Source organism: Agarivorans sp. TSD2052 (assembly GCF_023238625.1).
Classification (GTDB): Bacteria; Pseudomonadota; Gammaproteobacteria; order Enterobacterales; family Celerinatantimonadaceae; genus Agarivorans.
Genome location: NZ_CP096670.1, coordinates 791,185 through 815,653, shown reverse-complemented (window position 1 = coordinate 815,653; position 24,469 = coordinate 791,185). Strand labels below are relative to the sequence as shown.

The following is a 24,469-nucleotide window of genomic DNA, read 5'->3' as shown; positions in this document are numbered from 1 at the left end:
TTTGTTTTTGTAGAAAGGAGCAAATATGAATAAAAGCTTAATCACTAATCTGATAACTTTGGCCTTAGTGAGCTATGGGCATTTTGCGAATCAGCCGCTGGTGTTCTCCATTGGTTTATTTGCTTTATCTGGCGCGGCAACCAACTGGATAGCTATTCATATGCTGTTTGAAAAGGTGCCTGGTTTATATGGCTCGGGGGTTATTCCTGCCCGATTTGACGACTTTAAGGCTGGTATCAAGCAATTGATGCTTAATCAGTTTTTTACTGCTGAAAACATCGACCGATTTCTATCTGACGCAAGCGGCAAAGCGGTGCAGCTCAATTTGCGCCCAGTGATAGATAAAACCGACTTTAGCCCGGCCTACCATGCTTTAGTTGACACCATTGAAAGCTCATCTTTTGCAGGAATGTTAGCCATGGTTGGCGGTAAAGATGCGCTGACCCCCCTAGAGCAACCGTTTGTCGAAAAGCTGAAAAACGCCGTGATTGAAATTAGCGAAGACGAACAATTTTGTGAAGCGCTACGCGAAGAGCTTGAGCAACCAGAACACCTGGGTGATGTACAACAAAAAATAACGGTAATCATTGAGCAACGTTTAGCTGAACTCACCCCAAAATTGGTTAAGCAAATTATTCAAGAAATGATCCGTAAGCACCTTGGCTGGTTAGTGGTTTGGGGCGGCGTATTTGGTGGCTTATTTGGACTGGTTAACGGCTTAGTATAAAACCTAAAGAGCGCGCTAGTCGCGCGCTTCTAATTTGTGCTGATTGAGTATGGCGCTTATTTCACCGCTATCTAACATGCTTTGTATAGCAGTAGAGATCTCTTGCCTACGTTGCAACAGCGGTGACTGCTTAGACACTGCCAAATAAACATTTCGCTCACTATACTCAACGTAATGGGCATGTTTAAACCACTGGCTCAGCCCCTGTTGCTTGAGGAAGTTGTCCCCTTCAATACATGACATAATGACCGTATCGACGCGATCCCCTTTGAGTAAACGAAACAAACTCACATCATCAATGGCTTCATGTTTTGATATACTATCGTCATTATCAAACCGTTCAAAATAGGCTACTTTGCTTTGCAAACCCACGGTGATACTGGATAGGTCTTGGTAGCTGTTAAGCTCTACATCAGTTCCTCTATGTAGATAAAAGCAATGGCTTTGCTTGCTACGATACGGCGGGTCGATAAACGCCATGTATTGCTCGCGTTCTGCAGTTTTGAGCAGCCCTGTCATAACATCGCTTTCGCCCAGTACCATGTGTTTCAGGCAACGCTTCCAGCCACAGCCCTTAGTCTCTAACTGCAAGCCTAAACGCTGGCTCAGCTCTGTGAGAATGTCGATTTCAATGCCCGATAAACGTCCATCAGGTTCAAGCTCTCGCCAAGGGGGCCAATGGGCGTTGGCGGTTGTCAGCGTTTGCTGGGCCAGCACCGGCCAACAGAGTAAACACCCCAACACCACGAATCGTTGAATCACTGCTATTTCTTTAGCCTGTAGTCATCATGTCTAGTACTAATCAGTGTAGCAAAAAAAAACGACGCTATAGCGTCGCTTTTTGACAAATCATCAACTACTAGTCTTCCTGCTCTTCGTCTTCATCCGACTCAAAGTAGGTACCCCAGCCATCATAAGTCACCTTATTCTTTTCGGCGATGTTGGCGAGGCTTTCAATATCTTGCTTAATTCCAGCAGCGTCTAAGGGCGCTTCAACAATCACATCGAAACACCATACCTTATCGCCATCTTCCCACTCTGCTTCTTCGGCGTCACTGACTTCATAGCCAGCTTTAAATACGTCTACTGCCGCTTTCTCAAGGATCTTAAAGTCTTTACAGGCGATGTGGTGCTCAATGGTGTATTCAGCATCAGGATCACTGCCGTCAGCCAACAATTCTTGAATAATTAAATCGGTTTCAGTTTGCCAATCAGCAATAAGTTGTTTGGTACTCATTAATTCTCTCCTGCCATCGCTTTGCTAGTGTCGGTGATATTACGTTGATGAATCTCTGCATAGTCGGCGGCTTCACCGCGTGCTTCCATGGTGAGTTCATAAATACGCTGTTCCATTTGCTGATGCAAGCTAGCGATTTCAGCACGTAAATTACTCTTCCAATCGCTCACGTCAATTGGGCGGCCTACTTCTACAATCACTTTGCCGTTATTCCAACGGTTAAGTTTTACTTGGCCGTGAGTAGACGAACAGCAAATAGGCAGCATGGGCACTTTAGCTTGCATCGCTAAATGAAACGCACCGGTTTTAAACGCTTGCAAACCACGCCCATAGCTTCGTGTACCTTCTGGGAACATCCATACCGACAAGTGGCGTTTATCAATGGCCTCAGCGGCTTGCTTAATCGTATCCGCAGCTTTACTACGGCGATCTCGGTCGATCAAAATATTACCGGTAATCCAGTAAATTTGACCAAAAAACGGGATCTTCGCCAAACTCTTTTTACCGATGGATACCACCCCTTTACGCAGCGCAAATGGTAGGGTAAACATATCGTAACTATTTTGGTGGTTAGCTACCCACACGCCTTTCTCAGGCAAGTCTTGAGTAACAAATCGCACCTCTACCTTAATCCCAACGAAACGCCCACACTTGGCGATCAATACACCAATCTGATGGACCAAATCTGGATGTCGTGGTCGAGTTAAGCAATACAAGATCACAAACGGAAATGCCGTTAACATCACTACGGCAATAAATATAATTCGAATAACAGCTAACATAGCACCCCCATTAAAACAGCCAGCAGTATACTTGCTGATTTTTCGGTGAACAAGTGTAAGCTGAAAAACTTAAGCTAAGCATCATCTTGATTAAGCTCTTCGGTATCTATTGCGGTTGTTTCAACCTCAATGGCGTCAACCCGTTGCAGGCCACGCGGCAGCTTGTTACCTCGGCGGCCACGCTCTCCTCGATAGTGGTCTAAATCACTCGGTTTTAAGGTTAACTTACGTTTGCCTGCAAATAGCGTCACCGAAGCATCATCGGGTACGACACTTAGCAAGGTCACAAACTCTTCGCGGTTTTTAACCCTAGCAGAAGGGATACTAATCAGTTTATTCCCCTTGCCTTTAGCTAACTCAGGCAAGCTAGTTAACGGAAATACCAGCATGCGGCCTTCGTTAGAAATAGCCAAGCAACTATCTTTTTCGTAGTTATGCACTTCAATGGGTGCAATCACTTTGCTCCCAGCGGGTAGGTTCAAAAAGGCTTTACCGTTTTTATTTTTACTGAGCATATCGACAAACTTACCGATAAACCCATAACCCGCGTCTGAAGCCACCAAATAGCGTTGCTCATCATTAGCCATTACGACATTACAGAACAACTCCCCAGGGGCTAAATTAAATCTTCCCGTTAAGGGCTCACCTTGGCTACGCGCAGACGGAAGTGTATGCGAATCTAAAGCATAACTTCGCCCGGCTGTATCAAGAAACGCCGCTTGCTGGTTGCTGCGCCCAATAGCGCTAGCGAGGAAGGTATCACCGGCTTTATAACTTAGCCCATGCGCATCCACTTCATGGCCTTTAGCGGCACGCGCCCAGCCTTTCTCTGATAGCACCACGGTTAAGGCTTCATTTGGCATTAGCTCTTTTTCGCTTAAGGCTTTGGCTTCTGCACGAACCATTAAGGGTGAACGACGCGCATTGCCATAAGTTTCAGCGTCGGCTAATAGTTCTTTCTTAAGCAAGGTGCTCATACGACGTTCGCTGCCTAGCAGCTTTTCTAGCTTGTCGCGCTCTTCAGCTAACTCGGCTTGCTCACCACGGATCTTGATTTCTTCTAATTTGGCCAATTGGCGCAATTTAATTTCAAGGATCGCTTCAGCTTGTTTATTCGATAAACCAAAACGTTCCATTAAGGCCGCTTTAGGATCATCTTCGGTGCGAATGATATCAATCACTTCGTCAATATTGAGGAACGCAATTAATAAGCCATCCAAAATATGTAAACGCGCCAGTACTTTATCCAAACGATATTGCAAGCGGCGACGTACCACATCACGACGAAAACGCAGCCACTCGCCCAATATCTGAACTAAACCTTTCACTTGCGGGCGATTATCTAGCCCCAGCATGTTGATATTTACTCGGTAGTTTCGTTCAAGATCAGTAGAGGCAAACAAGTGGTTCATTAACTGATCAATATCCACTCGGTTAGAACGAGGCACGACGACAATGCGGGTTGGGTTTTCATGATCAGATTCATCACGTAAATCCACCACCATAGGCAACTTTTTAGCTTGCATCTGCGCCGCAACTTGCTCGAGTACTTTAGAGCCAGACACTTGGTGCGGCAAGGCGGTAATCACGACTTCGCCATCTTCGGTATGAAATACCGCACGCATTTTTATTGAGCCACGACCGCTTTCATAGATTTTACGAATATCTTTAGCAGGGGTAATTATCTCTGCTTCAGTGGGGTAATCAGGCCCTTGCACATGCTGTAACAAATCATCCAGCTGCGCTTTGGGGTTATCTAATAGATGCACACAAGCACTGGCTACTTCTTTGACGTTATGTGGTGGAATATCAGTCGCCATACCCACCGCGATGCCGGTCACACCATTTAATAAAATGTGTGGTAAACGTGCCGGTAATACCTTGGGTTCGTTCATGGTGCCATCAAAGTTCGGCGTCCAATCACAAGTCCCCTGACCTAGCTCACTGAGTAACACTTCCGAAAATTTAGAGAGCTTCGCTTCGGTATAACGCATAGCCGCAAACGATTTAGGATCATCGGGCGCCCCCCAGTTGCCTTGTCCATCCACCAAAGGATGACGATAAGAGAACGGCTGAGCCATTAACACCATGGCTTCATAACAGGCCGAATCGCCATGGGGGTGGTACTTACCCAATACGTCACCCACGGTACGTGCTGATTTCTTATACTTAGCGTTAGCCGATAAGCCTAATTCAGACATCGCATAGATAATGCGTCGCTGTACTGGCTTGAGGCCGTCACCAATATGTGGCAAAGCCCTATCCATGATCACGTACATGGAGTAATTTAAATACGCCTGCTCTGTAAATTGACTCATTGAGAGGCGTTCTACGCCTTCTAAACTGAGATCATTAGCATCAGTCATGCTCTATAACCCTTTTTATGTACCTTGCAAAGCTAGCACTGCAGATGCTTTGTCAAATTGCCAGAAATAGCGTGCGCTAGCTGGTTTTCCAATGTAATAGCCTTGTGAGTAATCCACTCCCAAGCTGATTAGTTCTTCGTTTAGAGCCTCAGACTCTACAAATTCAGCCACCGTTTTATGGCCCAACTTGTTGGCTATTCCCACCAAAGCTTGAATAAACACTTTGTCTTCTGGCTGGTTAAGAATTTCTCTAACAAACGAGCCATCAATTTTTAGAAAATCAAAAGGCAGCTGTTTTAAAGAGTGGAACGAAGAATAACCTACGCCAAAGTCATCAAGTGCGATCGCACAACCCAACGCTTTAAGCCTTCTTATATGTTCTTCAGCTTGTTTCATATTTGGTAACGCAGCGGTTTCAGTAATCTCAAAAATAATCATATCACCGGCAATATTTCTGCTGACAAACTCACGCGCAATGCGGGCAATGACTTTCTCACTGCAGAACGAACGGGCCGACAAGTTAATCGCTAGCTTGTCTTGGTAACCATTTCTTAAGTTGGTTTCCATTTGCTGTAAGGCCTGTTGCACTACCCACAAATCAATTTTGTCGATTTGGCCGTTTTTCTCTGCCGCCAAGATCAATTGATAAGGCGAATGCAGTTGATTATTGTCATCACGAACACGCAGTAACACTTCATAGTGTTCAACTTTATTCAGCTTATTGTTCATGATGGGCTGATAGAACAACTCTAAGCGATCTCGCTCAATGGCGTTTTGTGCTAGATCTAACCAGTAGTGTTGTTTAACTAACTCAGTATCGGCGTCTTCACTTTGAAAACTGACAACACAATTTTTGCCCCGTTCTTTAGCTTGGTTGTTACATATATCAGCTTTCGCCATTAAGTCTTCGCAACTATTACCATGCTCAGGGAAAGCCACAATCCCCACACAGGCTGAGGCGGTATGGATAATTTCATGCCCTGGTACACTGACTTGAGCCAACATACTAATAATACGCTGAGCTACCACCTCTGCGTAGGCTAAACTGGTGCCTTCAAGATACACGGCAAACTCATCACCACTGATACGCGCCAAAATGGTATCGCTAGGTAGTAGTCGCTCTAAACTGCTAGAGACTTGGCGTAGCATTTCATCACCAGCGCCATGACCACTGATGTCATTGACGTACTTAAAGTTATCTAAATCGACCATCAACAAACAACCAGAGCGCTGCTCATGTACCATTTGGTTGATCACGCGTTCAAATTTTCGGCGATTAGGTAGATCGGTCAAATTGTCATAATTTGCCACCCATTCTAACTCTTCTGCGCGGCTTTTTAGCTGCTGCTCTAGTGCTTCTAATTGATAAGATAATCTGATTAGTGCGTGGTTAAGTTCATCAGACTCATCTTGCAATAGTCGCTTGCTGGTGCCTTCTAAATTACGCCTAAACAAATTATGAGATGAACGTGCCAGCAAAGGTAGGTTATCAATCGTGCGGCGCACTCTGCGTAGCGAGGGGCTAAGCGCAAATATCACAATAGCGCCGGCAAAAATCCACGCGCTAATACCAAACAGGAAATTATTATAATCAGCATTTTTCAGCTGCTCTAGCTGAGTACTTACATCGTTAACAATGGCGTAATAAACAGGGTTTTGCTTACTGGTACTATTGACCTCAAAGGCATGCAATTCGGTCAGTCCCATCTCGGTGTTGAACTGTTCGATGCCGTCTACAATATCTTGGCTAGTCAAACCTTGAATAATGTCTTCTATGGCGTTTCGATAATCAGACTCGGCATACAATAGCGTTAACGAACTATCTTGATGTAGCTCAACCAAAAAATGGTGGCTGCCTTGGCTGGATGGAAATAACTCTAATAAACGTAACGAATCTAAGCTATAAAACGCACGATAGTCTTCATTACCTACGACGTTATCAAACTCAGTTGCAATAATGATTCGGCAGCTTAAAGGACAATCTAAAATCCAATTTGGGCCCGCTGGGTCTGGCGGATTGAGCATCCACTCTAAGGCTTTTTCGCTATGCACCAGATAGCCATATTCAAACTTTAAGCCATCTTGGGGGTCGATAATGCTCAGGCTGCGCACTGGTAACTCAGAGTTGCTGCGCAAGTCTTGCCAAAACGAGTCAAAAATCGTGGGGAGTTGCTGCGGCTGATAATAATCGAAGCGATAACTTTGGCTGTCATTTATATTTTGAAGGCGAGCAAATACCTCACGATAATAATTATGTAACTGATATTGCTGATTTTCGATGATTTGAGCGCGACCCACTCGAAAAAAAGTTTTCAAGTTATCGTGATTAAAACTAATCAACCCTACTAAGGTGATTAGCAATACACCACACAGCAGTAATAATGCCTTGGTAGCTAAACCCAGTCGTAAATCGCGCATGTTATTAATGTTCCCTGTGCTTAAACTAAGTCAGATGCCATATTCCCTTTAGCTTCTAACCATTCCTTACGATCGCCTGAGCGCTTTTTGGCTAACAACATGTCCATCAAACTAAGTGTACCTTGTTGATCGTCCACGGTGAGTTGCACTAAACGTCGAGTATTGGGATCCATTGTTGTTTCGCGAAGCTGTAGAGGGTTCATTTCACCCAAACCTTTAAAGCGTTGTACGTTCACTTTGCCGCGCTTTTTCTCTGCTTCAATACGATCGAGAATGCCTTGTTTTTCGTCTTCATCCAATGCATAAAAAACCTCTTTACCTACATCTATTCGGTATAAAGGTGGCATGGCTACATAAATGTGGCCTTGCTCAACCAAGGTTCTAAAGTGCATCATAAACAGTGCACACAACAAGGTAGCAATGTGTAAACCATCGGAGTCAGCATCTGCCAAAATACAAATTTTACCGTAACGTAAACCGCTTAAGTCACTACTATCGGGGTCAATGCCTATGGCTACCGAGATATCATGAACCTCTTGTGAGGCTAATACTTCACTGGCATCAACTTCCCAAGTATTAAGAATTTTACCGCGCAAGGGCATAACCGCTTGAATCTCGCGATCTCGCGCCTGCTTAGCACTCCCCCCCGCAGAGTCCCCTTCAACTAAAAACAGTTCACCTTTTAGCGGGTCTTGGCTAGTACAGTCGGTGAGCTTACCCGGCAGTGCCGGTCCTGAGGTGACTTTTTTACGGGCAATTTTCTTGCTTGAGCGCATCCGTCGCTGGGCATTGTTAATGAACACTTCAGCCAACAGCTCAGCTTGATCAGTATTGGTATTAAGCCACAAACTAAAGGCGTCTTTGACAATTCCCGATACAAACGCCGCTGATTGCCGCGAAGATAAGCGCTCTTTAGTTTGCCCCGCAAATTGGGGATCTTGCATTTTTACTGACAACACGTAACAACAGCGATCCCAAATATCATCGGGAGTCAGCTTTAAGCCACGGGGTAGTAAATTTCGAAACTCACAGAATTCGCGCATGGCATCCAATAAGCCTTGGCGTAATCCATTAACGTGAGTACCGCCTTGCGCAGTAGGGATTAAATTAACATAACTTTCGGTGATGCTATCACCACCCTCTGGCAACCAACTTACTGCCCAATCTACCGCTTCATCTTTACTGGAAAACGCCCCAGTAAACGGGTCTTCAGGTAGACTAATAAAATCTTTAAATGATTGGCTTAGATAGTCTTTTAAGCCGTCTTCGTAATACCATTCTTCTGTTTCGTTATTGACCTTGTCAATAAACTTAATGGTAAGGCCAGGACAAAGCACCGCTTTGGCCCGCAGCAAATGGCGTAAGCGCGAAACCGAAAACTTAGGGCTATCAAAATAGCTACCAATAGGCCAAAATCTTACGCGAGTGCCCGTGTTGCGCTTACCCACAGTACCCGTGACATGCAGTTCTTCTACTTTGTCACCACTTTCAAAAGCCATTTCAAAAACTTGGCTATCTCGTTTTACTTGTACTTCCACCCGAGAAGACAAGGCATTAACCACCGAGATACCCACGCCATGTAAACCACCAGAAAACTGGTAATTATCATTGGTAAACTTTCCGCCAGCGTGTAAACGCGTAAAAATAAGCTCTACGCCACTCACCTTCTCTTCCGGGTGAATATCTGTAGGCATACCTCGACCATCATCAATCACCTCGATTGATTGGTCAGCAAACAAGGTCACGCTAATAGAGCGCGCATGTCCGGCCAAAGCTTCATCGACACTGTTATCGATAACTTCTTGGGCTAAATGGTTTGGGCGAGTGGTATCGGTATACATACCCGGTCTACGTTTTACCGGGTCTAAGCCGCTTAATACCTCAATAGAGTCTGAATTATATTGATCAGCCATGATAGAAATCGTTACCTAAGTGCCAAAAAGTCAAGAATCGCCGCGCAGTGGTTTTCAAAGCCTTGAAAACTATGGTCGCCGCCCTCTTCGATAGTGAATGTCGCGCCTTTATACTCTGTGACCGCCAAGTTAAAGTCCAGCACTTCGTCTGCGGTTTGCAACAGCACCCAAAGCCGTTGTTGGCAGCTTAAGTTTGAGACTTCTAACTGTTTCAAGTGCTCAATATGCTGTTGTTCTAAACGGTAAACTTGTTGAGTATAAGGATTGGTTTGTTCGCCCAAAAAATCTTTAAGCAAGTTATAAGGCTTAACCGCTGGATTAACCAGTACAGCTGGAGCCTGAGTTAATTGGGCGACTCGGGTGGCTAAGAAACCACCTAATGAACTGCCCACCACCCCTAAATTAGCTGTTTTGTGTAGCTCAAGCAGCTGTTCAATTTGTTGCCAAGCAGCCATTGGATAACAAGCCAGTTGAGGACATACAAATTGAATGTGCGGTTGATGTGTCTTGAGGTAGCTGGCCATTGCTTGTGCTTTAGCCGAGTTCGGTGAACTATTAAATCCGTGCAAATACAATAATACTGATGCTTGCTCCACTCAATAACCCTTGGATTTTGGATCAGGAAGAAAACTTTGCTCTGATAAGCGACGCAAACGAGTAGCAATACGCCCTTCAGGGGTCAGTTGTAAAAAACGCCACCCGGGTTGCTGATGGTCCAAGGCGAAGTTAGCCGATAACGGTAAAAACTGAATACAGGTACTCGGCGTTGCAATAAACGCGACGCCATCAAACTGAAATTCGTAGTTTTGATGAACATGGCCGAATATCACCCCGCGAACATTTGGGTAATTAGCAATAACCGCGAAAAACTCATCGGCATTTTTTAAATTGTGCTGATCTAACCACTTACTACCAACCGGTATGGCCTGATGATGCATGGCTATCAACACATGTTTATCCGGATACTCAGCTAAGGCGTGTTCCAGATCATCAAGTTGCCGTTGACTCATCGTACCGTGAGGCTCACCTTCCACCTGAGTGTCCAGCATGATGATTTGCCAATGCTCGCTAATCAATTGTTTGGCAGCCATCACCCCATGTTGCTCAAGGGTGCGCATATTGTGCTGCAAATCATGGTTGCCCGGTAACCAGAAACAAGGGCGGTCTAGCTCTGCAATTTTTTCAGCAAAACGTTGATAGGAAGCTTTGGTATGATCTTGAGACAAATCACCCGTCGCCAAAATGTAATCAAAAGCGATATTGTCGTCTTGAATATTTTGGGTCACCGCACTAAAGCTGTCATAAGTGTTCACCCCTAACAAACCGGTTTTCTGATTTGCAAACAGGTGAGTGTCAGTGACTTGCAGTAAATGCACGTTGCCGTCGTCGGCTGTAGTTATATTTAATTTAGTAAATGCCACAATGTTTTCTTGGAGTTCGACTATTCAAACTCAACTTTAATCCGCTGTTTAAAACAAAATGCTAACCAGTCGTTAAGAAACTGATTTGTTTGATGCTTTTCATCTCGATGATGCATCTTTTTATTTGGGTAATCATACCTTGGTTTCAGCTTATAAATCTGCTGACTAGCACACACTTCCGCCAACCTCGCGTCGTGGTATAAGCGCACCAGCAATTGCGGCTGCAAATAATTACGCGGTATTTCACTCGCCTGAGTGATCTCATACAAAGAGGTATAACGCGTTCGCTCTTTACATTCAAGTAAGTAGTCATCCCCCACTTGTGGCGTAAGGCGTAAACACTGGCCCAACTCTAAAGCAGGCGGAAATAACCGCATCATAAAGGTGTAATTAGCCGCATACAATTGCATCAGCTCATCAAGATTAACTCGATATTTTGACGAAACACCCTTAGCGTTCATCACCGCGGCCACTATTCTGCCATTGCAGTAACACTTTCTGCAAATTAAGCTGTAACCACTGAATGGTAATTACCGCTGCTGCATTGTCTATAATACCAGCTTGCACTGCTTGAAAAGCCTGCTCTCTACTAAGTACTTTGACTAAAATATCTTCATTTTCATTATCTAGGCCATGCACACCACCCGCTGAGCTTGCATCAACTTCACCAATAAATAAATGAATCCGCTCGCTCAAGCCACCCGCGCCTGGCAAAAAACTATTACAGGGTATCACCCGCTTTACGCTTAAACCGGCTTCTTCTTGGGCTTCACGCACTGCAACGTCCAACGGCGCCTGATTACTATCTAGCATCCCCGCCACAATTTCGAGTAACCACGGGCTACTGCCCGTTTCTACTGCGCCAATTCTGAACTGCTCAACTAATACCACTTGGTCTAATTTGGGGTCAAATAACAAAATGCCCGCCGCATGCCCGCGGTCCATCATTTCTCGTTGGATCCAGTTACTCCAACCGCCTTGGTATAAGCGGTGGCGCAGAGTATAACGTTGAAGCTTAAAGAAACCTTGATATACGTCTTCTACCTCTTTAATTTCTAGGTCTTGATGAGAAAATTGGCTGTTTTCATGCATTGTCGACATACAAACTGGATCTCCGTTTTTTTGCTGCTTAGTGTATAATTTTGTCATGAGCGATAAATCAAACACCGAATTAACTTAGATTAGTAGTTTTTCTTTGTTATCTTGCTCTTACTCTACAATTAAAGCTGTTATAGACTAGCATCAATGAATAATAGTGAGATTAAACACTAGACTAGAGAATTAAGACTCTCGCAACTAACTTAACTCACTTCATATATAATCTCGCAGTTAAAACTAGCGTTCAAAGGAAAGGCGTAATGAAGCTTAAAATAAAATCGTTAATACTGGCTTGCGGTATGGGTTCAATCGCCCTTCAAGCTCAAGCCGATGATTTGTTGCAAATTTATCAATTAGCCCAAGAAAAAGATCCTGTTATTTTGCAAAGTAAAGCCCAGCGCGACATTGCCTTTGAACAGATCACCGAAACCAGAGCATCGCTACTGCCACAAATTGGCTTCGCTGCAGGCGCTGAATATACTGCTACCGACAACAGCTCTATTGACAGCATTACTAATACCAATGCGTCGGTAGGACTTAGCCAATCAATTTATTCAAAGACCAATTGGACCAGCTTAAGCATTTCTGAAAAAAATGCTACTCGCATTGATGCTTTGTACGGCAACGATGTTCAAAGCCTGATTATTCGCGTCAGTAATGCTTACTTTAATGTACTACGAGCCATTGATAACGTATCGTTTGTTGAAGCCAACAAAACCGCGGTTGGCCGACAGTTAGAACAAACCAAACAACGCTTTAATGTAGGCTTAACCGCCATTACAGATGTGCACGAAGCTCAGGCTGAATATGACCGAACCTTGGCCCAAGAAATTCAAGCGCGTAACGACTTGTCTAACAGTTATGAAGACCTACGTGAGTTAACGGGTATAGAGCACCGCCAACTAAACGTATTAAATACCGAGCGTTTTGAGCCAGCCGAACTGACTGATGGCTCAGACTTCTGGTTAGCGACCGCTACCGACCGTAACCTAGAATTAAATGCCCAACGTATATCTAAAGAAATCTCGCAAGAGCAAATTGAGTTGGCACAATCTGGCCATCTACCAACTTTAGATTTAACAGCCGGTATTGGTTATGACAACAATAAATACGGCAATAGCGCCTATGATTCACTTCAAGGCGGCGCTTCTAACGCCGGTAATATTGGCCTTGAGTTCAACTGGCCTATCTACTTGGGCGGCAGCATTGACTCGCAAGTAAGACAAGCTCAATTTAGCTACATCGCCTCTTCTGAAGCGCTAGAGCAAACTTATCGCTCGGTACAAAGTACCGTTAACTCAGTGGTAAACAACGTGAGTGCTAGCATTGGCTCAGTAAAAGCGTTTGAACAAACCGTCGTTTCATCGCAAAGTGCATTAGAAGCCACTGAAGCAGGTTTTGAAGTGGGAACTCGTACTATCGTTGATGTACAAGATGCTACCCGTAACTTGTACTCCGCTAAAAGTGATTTATCCAATGCGCGTTACGATTACATTCTTAACATGCTAGCGCTTAAACAAGCCGCAGGCACCTTAACTGAAGAAGATGTGGCATTGGTGAATTCTGGTTTAATGCCAGCCCAATAGTAAATATCAGATAGTAAAAAGGCGCCTTTTGGCGCCTTTTTTATTGCAAATAGTATGAGTTAGTCAATCTGGTTTTGACGAATAGACCTAATAATTTCAGAGGTCGAACAACCATCTTCAAAGTTAAGCACCCGCACTTCACCACCGTTGGCAATAACCTCTGCACCACCGGCGATGTCTTCAGGTTTATAATCACCGCCTTTTACCAACAAGTCAGGCAATAAATTAGCAATTAAACGCTGCGGCGTATCTTCACTAAAATCAACCACCCAATCTACTGCGCCTAAGCCGGCTAATACTGCCATACGCCTATCGACACTGTTCACAGGGCGGCCTTCGCCTTTAAGACGCTTAACCGAGTCATCACTGTTAACCGCAACAATTAAGCGATCGCCTAAGGTGCCTGCATGGTTAAGATAAGATACATGCCCTGCATGTAAAATATCAAAACAACCGTTAGTTAACACCACCGTTTCACCGCGTCGCTTGGCGGCTTCTAAAGCATATTTAAGCTGTTGTTCGCTCAATACCCCAAAGCCCGTTTCTTGGTGACCATATACCGCATTAGCCAACTCAATAGTAGACACGGTAGAGGTGCCCAGTTTACCCACCACAATACCGGCCGCTGCATTAGCTAAAGCACACGCATCGTCTAGGCTTGCGCCTGCGGCTAGCGAGCTTGCAAGCGTAGAAATAACCGTGTCACCGGCTCCGGTTACGTCGTAAACTTCTTGGGCAAGTGCCGCCAAATGTAACTCGGGCTGGCCCTTACGTATTAAGGTCATACCGTGTTCACTGCGTGTCACTAGCAAGGCTTCAAGGTCTAACTGTTCAATCAGCGCGAGGCCTTTAGAGATAATTTCGTCATCATCTTTACAGTGGCCCACCACCGCTTCAAACTCGGAGAAGTTTGGCGTAAGCAAAGTGGCTCCGCGGTATTTATCAAAAGCACTACCTTTTGGGTCAACCAACACTGGTACGCCCGCTTCGCGCGCCAATGCGATTAAATCACCAACTTGGTTAAGCGCACCTTTGTTGTAGTCAGATAATATTACCACTTGATGCTGTTTAATATGCTGAGCAAAACTTGCTGTTAAGTCTTTACTATCAACATCTTGAAAGCTTTCTTCGAAGTCTAAGCGAATCAGCTGCTGATGGCGGCTTAATACCCGAAGCTTAGTGATAGTGGGGTAATCAGCAAACTTGGTAAATTGGCAAGCAACCCCAACCGTTGCCAATTGGTTTTCTAAAGCAATACCCGCTTCATCTTCACCACTCATACCCAACAGTGTAGAACTAGCCCCTAAGGCAACGGCATTTAAGGCTACGTTAGCCGCGCCACCAGGGCGTTCTTCAATTTGCTCTACTTTAACCACTGGAACAGGAGCCTCTGGAGAAATTCGTCCAGTGGGTCCATGCCAGTATCGGTCTAACATTACGTCACCAACAACTAACACCTTAGCTTGGGAAAACTCAGGGAGGGTAATTCGCATTGTTCACTCTCATCGAAAATTAATTAATAGCAGTTTATCATAGTTAAATATTCGGTCTGCGGCATAATTGTTGAAAATGCGGTAGACTTTTATCATTACTCGGAACAACAAGTTAAATATGGCGAAAATATCTCCTCCTAAACTCTCGGCCTCATCGTTTCACCCTAAAAACTGGGGAGCTTGGCTGCTGATTGGGTTTATGTTCACAATCAGTTTATTGCCCTACCGAGTACAACACTATTTAGCGATAGGTATCGGTCATTTAGCCAAACGCTTGTTAAAATCACGGGTGCATATCGCCCGTAGAAATTTAGAAATTTGTTTCCCGGAAAAAACGACCGCGCAGCGCCAACAAATTGTAGACCAATGTTTTCAACATTTGGGACACTCGGTACTCGATACTTCAAATGCTTGGTTTTGGCCGCAATGGCGCTTTGCCAAACACTTTACAATTGAAGGTTTAGCGCATTTAGAACAAGCCAGAAAACAACCCGGTGGGATTTTATTAGTAAGTGCTCACTTTTGGACATTAGAGAGCCACGCCAGAGCCTATGGCACTATTGACCCAGGCGTGGGAATTTATCGCCCCAACAAAAATTCAGTGTATGAGTATTTTCAATACCATGGGCGCACCCGATCAAATAAATACTTAGTGGACCGTACCGATGTACGCGGGATGATTAAAGCACTAAGAAACGAAAATGCAGTTTGGTATGCACCAGACCATGACTATGGGACACACGCAGCGGTGTTTGTGCCATTTTTTGCCCAGCCCAAAGCCGCTACAATTACTGGCACAGCCACTCTCGCCAAGGTAAAAAACGTGCAAATACTCCCTACCTATGCACTGCGTAATGCTGATGGCTCAGGCTTTACCCTGATGATAGAACCCGCGGTGGAGAATTACCCTTGTGGAGACGATGAAGCCGACGCTCGCACCATCAACCAGATCATCGAACAGGCCATTTTAAAAGCCCCCGAGCAATACATGTGGATCCACCGGCGCTTTAAATCCCGCCCTGCCGGTGAAAAAGGCCTCTATTAACAAGTAGGCGCTGAGGCAAACTCAGCGCCTAAGCGACACGCTTAATGAACGATTAGTTGCTGCCAAGTAGCCACTACTACACTCAAGTCTAAAGCAAAATCTTGTTTATTCGCCAAACGAGGCAAGCCTTGCAAGCCACAGCGATGACACTCATCGCGAATGTCTAAATAACACTGAGACAAACCTTTAGCTTGACCTTCATCAAGCAACCCGACCCGCGCACAACTCTCGAATATACGAACATTGTCAGTCCACTGGCTCAATTCTGGAAACTGCTGAGTATTAAGCAAAACCAAATACTGAGCAATAAACTCGATATCTACCATGCCACCCGCTGACTGTTTTAGATCAATCACCTCGTGAGTTTCACGGCTTAGATGGTCACGCATTTTAGTGCGCATTTGGGTTACCTGTGCGGCTAACTCAGCAGGTTGACGGGCTATCGACAAAATCCCATGGCGTACCTGCTCAAAACGCTGTGCCAAGTCTTTGTCACCATAAATCACTCTAGCCCGCACTAGGGCTTGATGCTCCCAAGTCCACGCTTCTTTAAGTTGGTACTGCTCAAATGCCTCGATAGCCGATACCAACAAGCCAGACGCACCAGAGGGGCGTAAGCGCATATCCAATTCATACAACACGCCAGAGGCGGTGCGCGTATTAAACAAATGCATAATCCGCTGTGCCAGCTTTAAATAAAACTGTTTACTATCAATTTGTTTAGCGCCATTGGTATAAGTACTGCTGTCGCTATTGTGTAAAAACACCAAATCTAAGTCAGAACTATAACCCGTTTCGATGCCGCCAATTTTGCCATAACCTACTACCGCAAATCCGCGCTGCTGCTCACTCAAGTGCTCGGGGTAACCATGACGCTCTACCATTTGTGACCACGCCTGCTCTACAACTGCATCGACAATTACTTCAGCCACTGCGGTTAAGTGATCGCTCACCTTCATCAATGGCAAGGCCCCCGCGATATCGGCCGCGGTTATCCTTAACTGTTGAATTTGCTTAAACTGACGTAATGCCTCCATCTGTTGTTCCATATCATCTGGGGGTATGCGCAGCATAAATTCACGTAACTGTTGGGCATAACTGTCTGGACTAGCGGGGTTATACAACAATTTAGGGTCGAGCAATTCATCTAATAAGATAGGGAAACTGGCGAGCTTTTCAGCCAACATAGCGCTACCCGCACACAGCCTTAATAACTGCTGTAATGATGCTGGGTTTTCGGCCAATAACTCCAAGTATGCGGTGCGCGACAAAATACGCTCTAGCAATACCATAACGCGCGGTAGCACCAGACTGGTTTTGGGATGTTCAAACAACTGCTGAAGCAAACTTGGCATCAGTCTTTCTAGGGTTTGCCGGCCCCGCTGACCAATGTGTCTATGCTCAACCGCATGCATGAAGTGATACATAGTTTCTACACGCCGCAGCTGCTCTTCAGCACTACATACATGTCTATCCATCAGGCTGGCCAAGGCCTCACGATCGGCACCACAGTGCCACAAATCATCGTATTCTTGACCCGCTGGCTGCTCGTTTTGCTCTTCTTCACCAATCGCACTTTGGAAACACAAGTTAACCTCAGCGAGACGCACTTGTAGCTGCTGATAAAAATCATCCCAACTGACGGCGCCCATGACCCAAGCAATACGCTGCTGATCAATCGACGAACTGGGTAAAGTTTGGGTTTGTTGGTCGTCGATTTGCTGCAGAATGTTTTCAACCTGACGTAAGTAAAGATAGTGTTCACGCAACAACTTAGTTTGCTCTAGCGTTAACTCGCCATGTTCACTTAACTGTGACAAAGCCATTAACAACGAGCGAGTTTGCAGCACCGGCTCTCTACCGCCTCGAATTAACTGGAAAGTTTGCGCAATAAACTCAATTTCGCGGATCCCACCCGAGCCCAGTTTAATATTGTCGCGTAAGCCTTTGCGGCGGATCTCTGAATTGATCATCGCCTTCATCGAACGCAAGGCTTGTATCGCACTGAAATCAATATACCGCCGATAAACGTAAGGCTTTAGCATGGCTTGTATATCTTGGTCATAGCGTAAATCTTGATTAATGACCCGCGCTTTTACCATGGCATAACGTTCCCAATCACGGCCATGGTGCTGATAGTAGTCTTCAAATGCAGCGTAACTCACCGCCAAAGGGCCGGAGTCACCAAACGGTCGCAAGCGCATATCAACCCTAAATACAAAGCCATCTGCCGTTGGTTGATCAATCAACTGAATTAAGCGCTGTCCCATGCGAATAAAAAATTGCTGATTAGCAATACTGCGGCGACCGCCTTGGGTCTCGCCGTTTTCGGGGAAACAAAAAATAAGGTCTATATCAGAAGAGAAGTTAAGCTCGCGCCCCCCTAACTTGCCCATACCTATCACCACCAAAGGTTGGGCATTGCCCTCGGCGTCCATGGGGGTACCAGATTCAGAACAACAGCGCTGATATAACCACTGGTTTGCACAATCAACACTACTGTCAGCCACCGCCGACACTTGAACAAAACTGTCACTGGCCGCTTGCCCGAGCATCAAATCACGCCACGCGATCAGAACCATCTGTAAACGGCGGAATTGACGTAAGACTTTTTTAGCGCCGTCATCATTTATTTGCTCCGCCAAGTTTTGGCTAAGCTGTTGACGCATTTGAGTTTCATTTAGAATCTCATCCAACAAGTTATTCTGCCAAATATCCACCAGCATAGAGGGCTGGCTTATACAACTGCGAGCAATAAAGTCACTAATGGCAAACACTGCCTGGGTTTGCCGCTGTTGTTGCTGACTAAGCGTAGTTAGCAAGCTCGGTTGTAACTCTACAAGGCGCTCCCAAGACTTAAGCGCCAAGGCTTCTAGTTCGGGTTGAAGGGGTGAATTATTTGACATAACCTGAAAAGACCACAAGACAAAGAATGAATTAATCTGAACATGAAAGCTTGGCGAGTACAAGCGTCCGATGTCTGCTTATTGCAAACTTAAATGAGCAAACATAAGTCGCTACTAAGTCACTCAAATCATTTGATATGGGTGACTTAGTAGCGGCTTATGTGAGATCCTTAATAAGGTATAGTTTGGATGGTTCGAACACCTTGGCGATAGGACAAATAAATGAAAACCAACGTAAATGCCTTCGACTTGGCGATCATGCTGCTATCAATCATCGCTATTGGTATTGTCAGCTGCCTATTTTTCTACCCCACTGACTCCGAATTACGTTCTTTACTGGTCACCTTGGATACCCTAATTTGCTGTGTTTTCATTGCCCATTTCTTTAGCAAAATGCTACGTAGTAATAACCCTAAACGTTATTTTCAGCATCATTGGATAGATTTATTAGCCAGTATCCCTATGGTTGAACCTTTGCGCTTTCTGCGTTTCATTCACGCCTACAAGTTAATAAGTGCTATCTCAAAGCAACGGCAGCTGTTTAAAAAATTACTTAGCCGAAGAATTGAATCCACCTTGGCGATGATTCTACTGATTATCTTTTTAATCGTTTTAGCGGGTTCGGTGGGGATTTTATTGGCCGAAGGGGGAGAAGGCGGACAGATACAAAACTCAGGAGAAGCACTTTGGTGGGCGATAGTCACGGTCTCCACCGTCGGTTATGGCGACTTTGTGCCCGTCACCGATGCAGGGCGGATTCTCGCCAGTATCATGATTTTCACCGGCGTTGGCTTTTTTGGCGCGATATCAGGCTTAATGTCGGCGCTATTACTTCGTGATGACGCCACTAAAGAAACGAGGCTAGAGCGCTTAATTCAACAACACCAAGCCGAACAAAAAATGCTGCGAGAGCAATTAAGTTTGATCCAGAAGCAACTCAAAAAAATGCAGCAGCGAGATAAAGATTAAGGGTAGATTCAGCTTTTCAGCCGCAGCCAAAAATTTGCTAAAGTCTCATAAACAGCGGTATCGGCTTTAGCGATGTGACTTAAACGAGGAACAAAGGAGCGCCAGGTGAATGGCTTTTGCCAATTTCTAACTTGATAGTAAGTCGGCGCGGCGACAACCTGTAAATCATACCTTGCAAACCAAGACATCGCTCTAGGCATATGTGAAGCTTGGGTCACCAGCACCATCGATTGATCAGTATAAGTATTAGCCAGCCGAGTCACTTCGGTAGCGGTATCCTGATTATGATAGCTGCGGATTAATTGGGATTTTGGTACGCCTAAAGACTCCGCCAATGCGGCCAGCATATCGGCATGTTGTACGCCACTGCCTTCTATGTCGCCGCCAGAGAGTAATATACTTACCGAAGGGTTTTGTCGCCATAGGCGCACAGCTTCAACCACCTTCACCACCCCACAGGGCAAAATTTGACTAGATAGCGGTTGGTTATCATCTTGATAGTGTAAGCAGCCTAAGACCACGATTAAGTCGCTATCAGCGGGCAAGCGGGTTAAGCCTGAATACTGCCTTTCCCAGTAATGCAGCATTGCACCGCTAATCGGATACAAACTTAACAACAAGGTAGTGACTAAGGAAAAGCCAATTAAGCTTCGCCCTAGAAAGCGCCGCCCGACCAGCATAAAGAGCAAGCCCAATAACAGCAATATGACTAAAGCCGTGCTAGGCATAATCAGAGTAATCAGGATTTTTTTAAGAGCAAATGCGCTTAGCACTACCAATATACCGCTTGTTGTAGAGCTTGTTGTCGAGAAAACTCGATAGCCTCAAGTAAAGACTGTTCTTTTCTACGCATCCATTTTTCTATCGGCTTTTGTTGCTCTTGGTCTAAATTGGGCAATATATCGCGCAAGGGCTTGAACAAACTAAGTTCATCAATACCAGACAGTATATCAACCCATGGCAATCTAAACTCTTGCCGAGAGTCGGCTTCAAACAGTTCACCCACACAAATACCTACTAATAGGTTACGCCTAAGCTTAATGGCTTGCTTTATATAGGTATCGGCATTGACTTCAGGCGCGGCTAACTCTGACTTACGTAGCTTAGACCAACTGGTATCTAATACTTCTGTTGCCACCTGACGAATATTCTGCGATTGCAGCTGCTGATTTTTTTGCCATTGGCTTTCATATAACCAACGGGTGATTTTTAACATTAAATTGCAGTAGCGGGTGCTATGTAACAGCTGAATTACTTGCTCAGATTGCGGCAAGGCCAACTGCTGTTGCTGAAGAGATTTTAATAAGGAACGTTGCTGAGGGAGTTTTTTTATTAGAGCCCCGCGCTCGGCCGTTAAACGAGATAAGCTATTGGCCTGATTAATCCAACTGAACTGCTGGCGTAGCCAACGCAGCTCGGCTAACCAAGGGCACTCTACCAAGTTTAACTCACTAAACATCTTACACGCTTGACACAACATTTGTACTGCTAGCGATAACTGCTCTAAGGCGGCTAAGCTGGGGCGCTCAACAAAAAGCTGTTCATGATATTGCCAATGCTCCAGCGCGGTTAAAAAGATCAGGGTCAGCGATTCAGCAGTGTTGTTTGCGTCATTTAGAGGCACCGCCACCAGTGGCTTGACACTTTCGCTATGCGTAGTCGCCAATAAATAACCGCGTTTTGCTTTGCTTATGTTAGCTAAACGCAGGCCTTCTATGGTTGCAATGTCTTTAGCTAACTCAAAGAGCTGGGCAACATCACCTTTCACTAACTCTAACTCTATTTCACATATTGCTTCTTGATCGGTATTGGCCGTGAGCGAACCTTGATCAAAGGCCACCTCGATTAAAGTGTCGTTATCGAGATCAAGTAACCACGTTTGACGGGAAAAGGTAGTCGTAAATAAGGGGGCAAGCAAATTATTTAGCTGATTAAGATTCGCGTCGGCTGGCCATTCTAGCTGGTCAAACAAATACAGTTGCGGCTGGTTAGACTTAACAACCGTGTTATATTCAGGCCGCTGATGAAGGCCCCCAACCACCACACCGTTGGTTTTTAAGGTTTGAACATCATCGCCATCACCACTGCGAATACGTAAACCCATGCCCCAGCGCATTAATTGATGGTCAGGTGTATCAAAATAAACACTGGTTAAGGTTTTTATTTCTGTCTGTAGCACACTATACTGTGCAAGCCGTTCTAGCAAAACCGACGCACATTGAGGGTTAGCTAAGAGCTTGATTTCAATTTCATTGTTCATGGTTTATCCATGTTTGCTGACACAGTGACCAGCCCTCCTGTTCAGTTTTCAATCAAAACTTTTGATTCAGCTCTAGTAAAACTCGTGAATTAGACACATAAAAGCTTGCAACTATGCTTGGCTACGTTACCATGCGCCTCGCAAAAAATATATCGTTTGCATAGCTAATTGGAACAGAGATTATGTCCGGAAATACAATTCTAGGTTTGTTTGCAAAATCGCCAATTAAACCTTTAGAAGAACATATCAATGTAGTGCACGAATGTTGTGAAGGTTTAGTACCTTTTTTCGATGCTGTGTTAAATAAAGATTGGAAAGCGGCAGCTAAGCGCCGTAGAGACATCTCTAACTTAGAGAAAGAAGCCGATCGCATGAAGCGTGAAATCCGTTTAAACCTGCCGGGTGGGATTTTCATGCCCGTTGAACGTTCAGACGTGCTAGAGCTGCTAACCCATCAAGATAGAATTGCCAATAAAGCAAAAGATATTTCGGGCAGAATGCTTGGTCGTAAAATGGAGTTACCACCAAAACTAGCAGAGATGTTCATGGCTTACTTAGCCCGTTGCTTAGATGCAACAGGCAAAGCAAAAGAAGTGATCAACGAGCTAGAAGATCTGCTTGAGACCGGCTTTAAAGGCCGTGAAGTAGACATTGTTAAACAATTGGTTCAAGAACTCGATCTAATCGAAGATGAAACCGATGCCCAGCAAATCAAGATTCGTCGTAAGTTACAGAAGCTAGAGAAAAAACTAGACCCTATCGACGCAATGTTCCTATATTTCATCATTGAAGCTATCGGCGAACTCGCTGACCAAGCTCAGCGTGTTGGTGCACGTTTAGAATTGATGATTTATCGCTAAACAATAAAAGAAAATTACTTAGGTAACTCCAATGGAAATTCTTGCAACTTACGGCACTACGCTGATTATTATTGCGGCCGTTTTTGGCTTTGTGATGGCTTGGGGTATTGGTGCTAATGATGTAGCCAATGCTATGGGTACGTCTGTAGGCTCAAACGCTATCACTATTAAACAAGCGATTTTTATCGCTATGATCTTTGAATTTGCTGGTGCTTATTTGGCTGGCGGTGCAGTAACTAATACTGTGCGTAAGGGGATCATTGATTCAAGCGCGTTCACTCAAACACCTGAATTACTGGTATTTGGTATGATCGCAGCCTTATTGGCAGCAGGTACTTGGCTATTGATTGCTTCGTATAATGGTTGGCCAGTATCAACCACTCACTCTATCATCGGCGCTATTGTTGGCTTCGCAGCCGTAGGCGTAGGTACAGAAGCGGTTGAATGGGCCAAAGTAGGGGGCATTGTAGGTAGCTGGATTATTACTCCTGCCATCTCAGGGGTATTTGCTTATCTTATCTTTGTCAGCGCTCAAAAACTGATTTTTGACCATGACAACCCCTTAGCCGCAGCCAAGCGTTATGTGCCTGTGTACATGTTCTTAGCTGGCTTTATGATGGCACTTGTAACCATCAAGAAGGGCCTTAAGCACGTCGGCTTAGAAATGAGCGGTGCAGAGGGATACATTTGGGCAATAATTATTGGTCTATTGGTCGCGGTGGTGGGTAAAATCATCATTAGTCGCTTAAAAATCGACCCTAAAGCTGACCGTCAAATGCACTACACCAACGTAGAGAAAGTGTTTGCGGTATTAATGGTTATTACCGCCTGTTGTATGGCGTTTGCCCACGGCTCTAATGACGTAGCTAACGCTATCGGTCCATTAGCAGCAGTAGTCAGCGTAGTCAGTAACGATGGTGAAATTGGTGCTAAAGCAGCCCTAGCTTGGTGGATATTACCTCTAGGTGGCTTAGGTATCGTTGCGGGTTTAGCACTATTTGGTCATCGAGTGATCGCCACTATTGGTAAAGGTATTACTCACCTAACGCCTAGTCGTGGCTTTGCAGCTGAATTAGCAGCAGCCACCACAGTGGTCGTTGCATCAGGTACCGGTTTACCTATTTCAACCACCCAAACCTTAGTCGGTGCGGTATTAGGTGTAGGTATGGCTCGTGGTATTGCTGCGCTAAACTTAGGCGTAGTACGTAGTATCGTGGTTTCTTGGGTTGTTACTCTGCCTGCAGGTGCGGCTCTTTCTATCGTGTTTTACTACATCATGCTGGGTATTTTTGGCTAGTTTGATAAAAACAGCCTAACTTTACTCACAATAACAACGTTGCTGGTTGAGACTAGCAACGTTGTTTCGTACACTAAGCGCGACTACCCAC

Annotated in this window: 20 protein-coding genes; 6 read left to right on the top strand and 14 right to left on the bottom strand. The window is 45.0% G+C overall.

Features of this window, described 5'->3' with window-relative positions:
• The first annotated feature begins 25 nt into the window (after positions 1–25).
• On the top strand, positions 26–727 hold the full coding sequence (locus tag M0C34_RS03735) for a DUF445 domain-containing protein (protein ID WP_248714317.1): 702 nt from the start codon (positions 26–28) through the stop codon (positions 725–727).
• Positions 728–742: 15 nt separating this feature from the next.
• Here the strand turns inward: M0C34_RS03735 and M0C34_RS03730 are convergent, their stop codons facing one another.
• From M0C34_RS03730 to nudF, 10 genes are all read right to left on the bottom strand, one after another.
• Positions 743–1,489: a substrate-binding periplasmic protein gene (locus M0C34_RS03730; RefSeq protein ID WP_248714316.1), complete on the bottom strand. Its 747-nt coding sequence runs from the start codon at positions 1,487–1,489 to the stop codon at positions 743–745.
• Between the two features lie 97 nt (positions 1,490–1,586).
• Positions 1,587–1,964 carry a ribonuclease E inhibitor RraB gene (rraB, locus tag M0C34_RS03725; RefSeq protein WP_248714315.1) on the bottom strand — a complete coding sequence of 126 codons (378 nt, stop codon included), beginning with the start codon at positions 1,962–1,964 and terminating at the stop codon, positions 1,587–1,589.
• Complete coding sequence (locus tag M0C34_RS03720) at positions 1,964–2,746, bottom strand: 1-acylglycerol-3-phosphate O-acyltransferase (RefSeq protein ID WP_248714314.1); 783 nt, start codon at positions 2,744–2,746, stop codon at positions 1,964–1,966. The genes rraB and M0C34_RS03720 overlap by 1 nt, the downstream gene beginning before the upstream one ends.
• A 74-nt stretch (positions 2,747–2,820) precedes the next feature.
• The gene (gene parC, locus M0C34_RS03715; protein WP_248714313.1) at positions 2,821–5,112 is read right to left on the bottom strand and encodes a DNA topoisomerase IV subunit A; all 2,292 of its coding nucleotides are present in this window, start codon (positions 5,110–5,112) and stop codon (positions 2,821–2,823) included.
• A 15-nt stretch (positions 5,113–5,127) separates the two neighbouring features.
• Positions 5,128–7,530 carry a putative bifunctional diguanylate cyclase/phosphodiesterase gene (locus tag M0C34_RS03710; protein ID WP_248714312.1) on the bottom strand — a complete coding sequence of 801 codons (2,403 nt, stop codon included), beginning with the start codon at positions 7,528–7,530 and terminating at the stop codon, positions 5,128–5,130.
• A gap of 20 nt (positions 7,531–7,550) precedes the next feature.
• Positions 7,551–9,443, bottom strand: a complete 1,893-nt coding sequence (gene parE, locus M0C34_RS03705) for a DNA topoisomerase IV subunit B (protein WP_248714311.1) — start codon at positions 9,441–9,443, stop codon at positions 7,551–7,553.
• Between the two features lie 11 nt (positions 9,444–9,454).
• A complete protein-coding gene (locus tag M0C34_RS03700) occupies positions 9,455–10,039 on the bottom strand; it encodes a YqiA/YcfP family alpha/beta fold hydrolase (protein WP_248714310.1) in 585 nt (194 codons plus the stop codon).
• Positions 10,040–10,864: a 3',5'-cyclic-AMP phosphodiesterase gene (cpdA, locus tag M0C34_RS03695; RefSeq protein WP_248714309.1), complete on the bottom strand. Its 825-nt coding sequence runs from the start codon at positions 10,862–10,864 to the stop codon at positions 10,040–10,042.
• A gap of 20 nt (positions 10,865–10,884) precedes the next feature.
• Positions 10,885–11,325 (bottom strand): DUF1249 domain-containing protein, encoded by a 441-nt coding sequence (locus M0C34_RS03690; protein WP_248715589.1) that lies wholly within the window; start codon positions 11,323–11,325, stop codon positions 10,885–10,887.
• A complete protein-coding gene (nudF, locus tag M0C34_RS03685) occupies positions 11,315–11,965 on the bottom strand; it encodes an ADP-ribose diphosphatase (protein WP_248714308.1) in 651 nt (216 codons plus the stop codon). The genes M0C34_RS03690 and nudF overlap by 11 nt, the downstream gene beginning before the upstream one ends.
• A gap of 257 nt (positions 11,966–12,222) precedes the next feature.
• Here nudF and tolC point away from each other — a divergent pair, with 257 nt between their 5' ends.
• On the top strand, positions 12,223–13,548 hold the full coding sequence (tolC, locus tag M0C34_RS03680; protein WP_248714307.1) for an outer membrane channel protein TolC: 1,326 nt from the start codon (positions 12,223–12,225) through the stop codon (positions 13,546–13,548).
• Between the two features lie 59 nt (positions 13,549–13,607).
• On the opposite strand, the gene hldE is transcribed toward tolC, so the two are convergent.
• Positions 13,608–15,041: a bifunctional D-glycero-beta-D-manno-heptose-7-phosphate kinase/D-glycero-beta-D-manno-heptose 1-phosphate adenylyltransferase HldE gene (hldE, locus tag M0C34_RS03675; RefSeq protein ID WP_248714306.1), complete on the bottom strand. Its 1,434-nt coding sequence runs from the start codon at positions 15,039–15,041 to the stop codon at positions 13,608–13,610.
• 118 nt (positions 15,042–15,159) lie between these two features.
• On the opposite strand from hldE, the gene lpxL reads away from it, so the two are divergent.
• Positions 15,160–16,086 carry an LpxL/LpxP family Kdo(2)-lipid IV(A) lauroyl/palmitoleoyl acyltransferase gene (lpxL, locus tag M0C34_RS03670; RefSeq protein WP_248714305.1) on the top strand — a complete coding sequence of 309 codons (927 nt, stop codon included), beginning with the start codon at positions 15,160–15,162 and terminating at the stop codon, positions 16,084–16,086.
• Between the two features lie 41 nt (positions 16,087–16,127).
• On the opposite strand, the gene glnE is transcribed toward lpxL, so the two are convergent.
• On the bottom strand, positions 16,128–18,992 hold the full coding sequence (glnE, locus tag M0C34_RS03665) for a bifunctional [glutamate--ammonia ligase]-adenylyl-L-tyrosine phosphorylase/[glutamate--ammonia-ligase] adenylyltransferase (protein WP_248714304.1): 2,865 nt from the start codon (positions 18,990–18,992) through the stop codon (positions 16,128–16,130).
• 222 nt (positions 18,993–19,214) lie between these two features.
• Between glnE and M0C34_RS03660 the strand changes: the two genes are divergently transcribed.
• On the top strand, positions 19,215–19,961 hold the full coding sequence (locus tag M0C34_RS03660; RefSeq protein ID WP_248714303.1) for a potassium channel family protein: 747 nt from the start codon (positions 19,215–19,217) through the stop codon (positions 19,959–19,961).
• Between the two features lie 8 nt (positions 19,962–19,969).
• Here the strand turns inward: M0C34_RS03660 and M0C34_RS03655 are convergent, their stop codons facing one another.
• Together M0C34_RS03655 and M0C34_RS03650 are read right to left on the bottom strand one after the other, a co-directional pair.
• A complete protein-coding gene (locus M0C34_RS03655) occupies positions 19,970–20,734 on the bottom strand; it encodes a YdcF family protein (protein WP_248714302.1) in 765 nt (254 codons plus the stop codon).
• Positions 20,734–22,221 carry a CYTH and CHAD domain-containing protein gene (locus M0C34_RS03650; RefSeq protein ID WP_248714301.1) on the bottom strand — a complete coding sequence of 496 codons (1,488 nt, stop codon included), beginning with the start codon at positions 22,219–22,221 and terminating at the stop codon, positions 20,734–20,736. The genes M0C34_RS03655 and M0C34_RS03650 overlap by 1 nt, the downstream gene beginning before the upstream one ends.
• A gap of 182 nt (positions 22,222–22,403) precedes the next feature.
• On the opposite strand from M0C34_RS03650, the gene M0C34_RS03645 reads away from it, so the two are divergent.
• Positions 22,404–23,081: a TIGR00153 family protein gene (locus M0C34_RS03645; RefSeq protein WP_248714300.1), complete on the top strand. Its 678-nt coding sequence runs from the start codon at positions 22,404–22,406 to the stop codon at positions 23,079–23,081.
• A 31-nt stretch (positions 23,082–23,112) separates the two neighbouring features.
• Complete coding sequence (locus tag M0C34_RS03640; protein WP_248714299.1) at positions 23,113–24,378, top strand: inorganic phosphate transporter; 1,266 nt, start codon at positions 23,113–23,115, stop codon at positions 24,376–24,378.
• The last annotated feature ends 91 nt before the right edge of the window (positions 24,379–24,469 follow it).